The sequence below is a fragment of the Methanobrevibacter curvatus genome (assembly GCF_001639295.1).
GTDB classification, from domain to species: Archaea; Methanobacteriota; Methanobacteria; order Methanobacteriales; family Methanobacteriaceae; genus Methanoflexus; species Methanoflexus curvatus.
The window spans coordinates 1-5,465 of sequence record NZ_LWMV01000019.1; the positions used below are offsets into that span (position 1 = coordinate 1).

General features: G+C 22.5%; 6 protein-coding genes. 4 read left to right on the plus strand and 2 right to left on the minus strand.

All coding sequences use genetic code 11. The features are described from left to right. Positions 1–118: 118 nt before the first annotated feature. Positions 119–1,138, minus strand: a complete 1,020-nt coding sequence (locus tag MBCUR_RS00575) for a hypothetical protein (protein ID WP_067088909.1) — start codon at positions 1,136–1,138, stop codon at positions 119–121. Between the two features lie 685 nt (positions 1,139–1,823). Between MBCUR_RS00575 and MBCUR_RS10525 the strand changes: the two genes are divergently transcribed. From MBCUR_RS10525 to MBCUR_RS00585, 3 genes are all read left to right on the plus strand, one after another. Then, entirely contained in the window at positions 1,824–1,979 is a 156-nt protein-coding gene (locus tag MBCUR_RS10525) for a hypothetical protein (protein WP_169805767.1), read from the plus strand. 42 nt (positions 1,980–2,021) lie between these two features. Beyond that, positions 2,022–2,492 (plus strand): hypothetical protein, encoded by a 471-nt coding sequence (locus tag MBCUR_RS00580; protein WP_067088912.1) that lies wholly within the window; start codon positions 2,022–2,024, stop codon positions 2,490–2,492. 91 nt (positions 2,493–2,583) lie between these two features. Beyond that, a complete protein-coding gene (locus tag MBCUR_RS00585) occupies positions 2,584–3,309 on the plus strand; it encodes a DUF116 domain-containing protein (RefSeq protein ID WP_067088915.1) in 726 nt (241 codons plus the stop codon). Positions 3,310–3,473: 164 nt separating this feature from the next. On the opposite strand, the gene MBCUR_RS00590 is transcribed toward MBCUR_RS00585, so the two are convergent. Further along, positions 3,474–4,241: an ATP-binding protein gene (locus MBCUR_RS00590; protein WP_067088918.1), complete on the minus strand. Its 768-nt coding sequence runs from the start codon at positions 4,239–4,241 to the stop codon at positions 3,474–3,476. Positions 4,242–4,556: 315 nt separating this feature from the next. On the opposite strand from MBCUR_RS00590, the gene MBCUR_RS00595 reads away from it, so the two are divergent. After that, positions 4,557–5,363, plus strand: coding sequence for an NTP transferase domain-containing protein (locus MBCUR_RS00595; RefSeq protein WP_067088921.1), 807 nt, complete (start codon positions 4,557–4,559; stop codon positions 5,361–5,363). Positions 5,364–5,465 lie beyond the last annotated feature (102 nt).

Genomic DNA, 5,465 nt, shown 5'->3' on the forward strand with positions numbered 1-5,465 from the left:
CTTTTTTAACCATCTTTTTTAAAGAATTATAATCATTTTCTCTGAGTTCTAATTTTCTATGTTTCATATTATTATAATATATAATTTAAAGTATATAAACATTTAGAATTAAATTGCCTTAACAATATGATGAATGGTTATCTGTGATTGGTAATTTATTTGCATGAATTTTGGAATTATTTTTAGAATTAAATATGTAAAAAAGAGAATTATTATTTTTAACTCGGTTTTCATTAACCACAGTATATTTATTTTTAATTTCATTAGAAAAGTAGTCTATAATAGAATAAGATCCTAATATATTAAAATTAGAACTTTCTAAATGAATTAGCTTTCCATGAGAATTAGTATTGTCCAAAATTTTGTAGAATTCATTTGAAGTTTTAAAGGAATTAAAATAAGAAATGAATCTAATGCCTAAATTTATCGAATCAGAGAGTTCATCTTCATCATTATCATTATCATCTGATGAATGGTTTTCTTGGATTGGTAATTTACTTGCATAAATTTTGGAATTATTTTTAGAATTAAATATGTAAATTTTATTAATCAAAATATATTTATTTTTATATAACTCATTTTTATATAAATCTACAGTAGAAAAATTATCTAGCAGATTTTTGTTAAAATTTTCAAAGTCGGAATTTTTTTGAACTTTCTTATTCAATTTATGTATATTCTTTAAAGGATTAGAAATAATTAATTTGATTGCCCTAAATTTATGGGATCCAAATTCCAATTCAATTAATTCATCCCAATATTTATCAAAACCTGAAACATTAAATAAGTGTTCACTAAAAGCTTGTGAAACATTAAGATTTACAGGATCTTCATTAGATAAAACAGAATACACCATACCAATGCTATCTTCATCAGAAGAATTATTATGATTATTTAAGTTAAAAGAAATTCCATTAGTATTAAAATCACTTAAATCCTTTGTTAAGTTAGATGTCGGTTTATGATCAACATTAACAGCAGAAGAGTAGTTGTAATAAGAAGTATAGTTATTAAAGTCGACGGCTTCAGCTGAACTTGAATTTTCTCCAGCAGCTACGCTAATGCCAACAGATGTTGAAAGAATAGCTAGTACTAAAAGTGTTAAGCTAAGGTATTTTCCTGCTTTATTGAAATTCATGATGTTCAGCTTTTTAAATTATCTTATAAATTTAGTAGAAACAATTAATTAAAGTTTAAATATTATTTTTACACATTAAGAGAAAAGCAATGTATTCTTCCTATGTATGGTCTAATCTAAACAGAAATTATATTTGTTAATAAAAAAAGCTGAAAATATCTTGTTATTTAAGTATTTCCATTTTTGTATTATACAATATAATGAAAAAACAGGAAAATATAAAATTAGGATAAAATCTATGAAAGTAAAAAAAAATAGACTTTAACTCATTAATTATATTCACCCTATATTTTTTAAACAATAATTTATATTGACGTTTTCTTATATAAAGGTTTATGTTGTTTTATCATGGACAAACTAATTTTATCCATTGAAAATAGCTTAAATTTAAAAACATAGAATTTTTACAAGAGAATAAATAAAATTAATCATTTAAAACATGAATATTTCGCTAAAAACTAAAAATTAGCAGAAATGTATTATGTATTGAAATGTTCATTTACCCTAAACAATTTCAATTTTTTAATGGAAATAATGAAATTTTTATTAAGTTGACATCACCAAAAAAATACAAAAATTAATATACTAAAAATAATAAACTAAAAATATTGTCTATATATTAAATATTTTAAAATAAATTAAAATCTAAAATATAATTAAAACTAAGAATAAAGGAGAGATAAATATGTGTTCAACTGGCGGACCTATGGGAGAAAACCTCGATGTAAAAAAACTTAAAACTAAAAAATACAGATGTTTAGATTGTGGAAATGAATTTAAAGGATTAGGAAGAAAAATCATTTGTCCAAGCTGTCAAAGCCCAAATGTAGAAGAAATTTAAATTCCAAAAAAATGATATTATTGTTTGCAATTCATTAGAATTATGATAGAAAAAAAAGAAATTCCATTAAAAAATTCCGAAATACTTTATCTAATAGGTGAAAGTGGTACTGTTGGTATTTTAAAGGTAGGAAAAGAAAAGATTTTATTTATTGGAACTCCTGAAATGGAAGAAATAGCTCAATTTCTTGAAGAAGATGATTTAATAGCTATTTCTGCCTTTGGCTTAGGGGAAAAATTTGAAAAAGGCATAAAATCTCTTGGATATATTACTCGTGAAATGGATGCACCAATTATAGTTTTACCTAAAGACCACCCAAGTTCAAAACATCTATCTATGGTTCTTTCTGTTGGTGATAAAGTAAGACTAAATTGCAATATAATTCCTGGAACTCATCCAGAACAAGATGTTTTATGTTCATGTGAGAGTTTATCTGGTTTAACAATAGAAAAATCAAAAAATGGAGTTACAATTCATGGAAAACTTAAAAGTTATAAAATTGAAGATTTTTAAGCTATTTTCATTATTAAAATAATTTTGTCAATTACATTTATAACTTTAATTTTTCGATTATTTAAATATATTAAACATAAAGTTGATTAAAATGTTTCATCAATATTTTTTTGAAATTATAGGACAAATTGCTTTTATAATAGTTATTTCTCTCTTTGTTTTGCTTATTCTAGCACTTGTCTTAGGTGTTGTTTTAGTCAAGAAAAAAATTCTTATTTTTCCAAAAATAGTTATCTTTGCATTAGATTTTCTTTATTCTCCATTAAAATACTTAACAAAAACATTGGGGTTTAATGAAGTTATGGTTGATCAAATTGGTGTTGAAATTAGAAATAAAATCAATGAAAACAATTTTAAAGAAAAAGATAATAAAAACAAAATCATTGTATTTCCACATTGCCTTAGACATGAAAATTGCCCTGCAAAACTTGGTGAAATGGGTTTAAAATGTAGTGAATGTGGATTGTGCTCAATTGGAGAAATTAAACCTAAAGCTGAGGAAATAGGATATAATATATTTATTGTTCCTGGATCAACTTTTATTAAAAAAATAGTAAAGAATCATAAGTTTGAATCTGTTTTAGGAATAGCTTGTTATGAAGATTTAAACATTTCTATGATGAATTTATCTAATTTTTCCCCACAAGGAGTTTTACTTTCAAGAACAGGATGCTTTAAAACTGATGTTGATGTTCAAACAGTACTTGAAAAAATAGGATATGAAAAAAAAATAGGAAACATAAGTAAAAACCAAAATATGACATTAAACAATGAAATTTCTGTTTGCCAAAACGAAAAAGACAGCAAATATTTATGAAAACAATAAGAACCTAAGATAAATATTATACAAAATATAGTTATGATCTATTTTTAATTATTATCATTTTAATATACCTTATTTTAATATATCTTACTTTAATATACCTTATTTTAATACACCTTATTTTAATTTAAATCAATTCTATGACTATGACTCAATTTTTACTCGAAATCTTCTCCATAAATTTGAAAAAATTGTTTAGCTGTTCTTCCGCTTCTTGATGACCTAAGATTAGAGAAATTTTTAGCCATTTTATGTAATTTTTCTCTTTTTTCATTGTCTAAATCAGAAAAATAGCTGTCAATTAACTCTAAAAACTCTTTTTGATTTCCTTGATAAAATGAAATCCACAATCCAAATCTATCTGCTAAAGATAATTTCTCTTCTACTGAATCAGAGTAATGAATTTCTTCACTGCCAACATCAACTCCATCATTATCTCTAAAGTATTCTGGAATTAAATGTCTTCTATTAGATGTTGCATAAAATAAAATATTATTAGGAGGAAGTTCAACAGAACCTTCCATTATAACTTTAATAGATTTATAACTTGCATCATTTAAATCAAATGATAAATCATCACAAAATATTATAAATTTATAAGGTAAATCTCTTATTTCATCAACAACATCAATTAAATCTTCTAAATCATCTTTAAAAAATTCAATTATCCTTAACCCATCACTATAAAAATGATTTAATAATGCTTTAACTAATGAAGACTTTCCAGTACCACGAGAACCCCAAATAAGAGCATGAGAAGCCATTTTTCCTTGAGTAAACTTAGAAGTATTTTGATAGAGTATTCCTTTTTGGTGGTCAATATTAATTAAATCATCTAATTTTACAGGGTCGTTGTTGAATATTGGTTTTAGTTGCCCTTTTTTAGATCTATAGATAGCTGCTGGAGTTTTTTCCCAATTAATCATAATATCATGCATTTAGTAATTTAAATTTGAAAAATTAATATTATCATAACACCATTATTTAATAATAATATTACAATTATTAAAACAATCATTATTTAATTAATATTTATATTATTATAATAAGTATTATATAATGATATATTAAAAATAAACTTAAAATTAGAATTAAAATTTTATATATTTAAAAAAATAAAATAAAATACAGAAGAATAAAATATAGAAGAGTAAATAGGAAAATTAAAAATTTCTTAAAAAAAAAAAAAAAAAAAAAAAAAATAGTTGTTTAATTATTAACTTAAAAAAGCAAGGGAAAAAATGTCTTCAATATCTGCAATAATTACAGCTGGTGGAAAAAGTTCTAGAATGATTGAGGACCATAAAAAAAGAAATTTAAAACCAATAAATAAGCTACTACTTCCATTAAATAATAATAATAATAATAATAAAGAAACAATTATTGAAAAAACAATTAATAATGTGCTTTTAACAAATGTTGATGAAATTATTTTAGTTTTAGGTCATTACCACAACGAAATTAAAACAGCTATTTCAAAAATAAAATTTGAAAAAAAGAATATGAATAATAATGAAAATAATAAAAGCAATGTGAATAATAATAATGATAATAAAAATTATAAAATTAAGATTATAAAAAACAATCCTATTGATGTTGATTTGACTGTTTCTTTATTAAATGGATTAAAATGTGCTAAATATGATAACATTTTAGCACTTGCAGGTGATCAACCTACAGTAAATGCAAACACTTATAAAAAATTGATAAATATCTATTTTAATTCAAAAAATCCAAGTAATACTATTTCTATTTTAAGACGAAAAAAATATGGGCATTTAAAAACAGCTAAAGGTCTTGGAATGCCATTTGTAACAAACAAAAAGCTATTAATGCCGTATTTAGAAAATGAAAATAGTAATTTAAATCCAATACTACAAAAGATGTATAATGATGGATGCAAATTTTTTGGTGTAAAAGAAGAAGAAGAAATAGAATTATTAAATATAAATACTTATGAGCAATATAAAACTTATTTAAATCATTTAAACAATTTAAATAATTTAAATAATTTAAACAATAATCCTGAAAGAAAATTTTCGAATTAATGGTTTGTTGAAATATTTATTTATTTTAAAAAATAAGTTTATATTATATCTAATTTTTAAAATAATCATTTATAATTTTATTATATAAAAAAATATTTATTA

Coding starts and splice junctions, on each gene's coding strand:
- MBCUR_RS10525 (WP_169805767.1), top strand. CDS start 1,824: ATGTGTTCAACTGGCGGACCTATGGGAGAAAACCTCGATGTAAAAAAA.
- MBCUR_RS00585 (WP_067088915.1), top strand. CDS start 2,584: ATGTTTCATCAATATTTTTTTGAAATTATAGGACAAATTGCTTTTATA.
- MBCUR_RS00590 (WP_067088918.1), bottom strand. CDS start 4,241: ATGATTAATTGGGAAAAAACTCCAGCAGCTATCTATAGATCTAAAAAA.
- MBCUR_RS00575 (WP_067088909.1), bottom strand. CDS start 1,138: ATGAATTTCAATAAAGCAGGAAAATACCTTAGCTTAACACTTTTAGTA.
- MBCUR_RS00580 (WP_067088912.1), top strand. CDS start 2,022: ATGATAGAAAAAAAAGAAATTCCATTAAAAAATTCCGAAATACTTTAT.
- MBCUR_RS00595 (WP_067088921.1), top strand. CDS start 4,557: ATGTCTTCAATATCTGCAATAATTACAGCTGGTGGAAAAAGTTCTAGA.